This window comes from Protofrankia sp. CiP1_Cm_nod3, from assembly GCF_982290655.1.
The window spans coordinates 1-940 of the sequence record NZ_CEVIVD010000135.1 but is presented as its reverse complement, the minus strand read 5'-3'; the positions used below and the strand labels follow the sequence as shown (position 1 = coordinate 940).

Sequence of the window (940 nt, the reverse complement as noted above, 5' to 3'; positions counted from 1 at the left end):
CCCGCGGCGCGCGCGGGCCGAACTGGCTGTTCTTCGGTGAACAACGCCGTGCGACCGACTTCTACTACGCCGACGAACTCGAAGCGCTCGCCATCGCCGGTACCCTCACCCGCCTTGACCTGGCATTCTCCCGCGACCAACGCGCCAGGATCTACGTCCAGGACCGCATGCGGGAACATGGCGCGCACCTGTGGGCGTGGCTGCGCGACGGCGCCTGCGTCTACGTGTGCGGCGACGCCGCCCGCATGGCCAAGGACGTCGATCAGGCACTCCGCGACATCGTCACCACCCATGGCAACCTCGACCCCGAGGAAGCCGCCGCCTACATCAGACAACTCGCCACCGACAACCGCTACGTCCGTGACGTCTACTGAAGCTTGAGGCCAGCCGGCGCGATCCCTACCGGCAGCTCAGCCGGGTGTTCCACCTCGTGGGACGCGGATGACCCGACACGGTTGCCGAATCCCCCGGCGGACGCGGGCGTCGAGCCGCGGCGGTGATCGGCTCCTTGAGCACATCCGCGATGTTGCCCGGCGGTCTCGGCAGCCCGTGACTATTATTCTAGTCATGGCGACGATCCCGTTGGCAGATGCAAAGGCACGGCTGTCGGCCGTGATGGACGAGATCCGAGACACCCATGAACGAGTGGTGATCACCCGGAACGGGCGACCCGAAGTGATCATGCTCGCTGTCGCGGATCTGGAGGCGCTGGAGGAAACCCTCGACCTGCTGTCCACGCCAGGCGCGGTGGAGCAGATCCGCCAGGCCGAGGCGGACATCGCCGCCGGTGAGGCCATCGGTGCCGACGAGCTGCGTCGCGCGTTCGCCGTCCGGGTCGAGCGGGAACGGTGACCGACGACGCCTGTCGGCTCTCGCTCGCCCCGGCCGCACGCGGGATGCTGACCGAAGGCCCACCGGTCGGGCTGCCGCTCGCCGTGGC

At 68.6% G+C, this 940-nt stretch carries 2 protein-coding genes; both read left to right on the top strand.

Annotated elements, in window-relative coordinates; translation table 11 throughout:
* A partial coding sequence (locus tag AC5LUJ_RS19665; protein WP_493465475.1) for a hypothetical protein occupies positions 1-374 on the top strand: 374 nt, incomplete at its 5' end.
* A 175-nt stretch (positions 375-549) separates the two neighbouring features.
* Entirely contained in the window at positions 550-852 is a 303-nt protein-coding gene (locus AC5LUJ_RS19660; RefSeq protein WP_493465474.1) for a type II toxin-antitoxin system Phd/YefM family antitoxin, read from the top strand.
* The last annotated feature ends 88 nt before the right edge of the window (positions 853-940 follow it).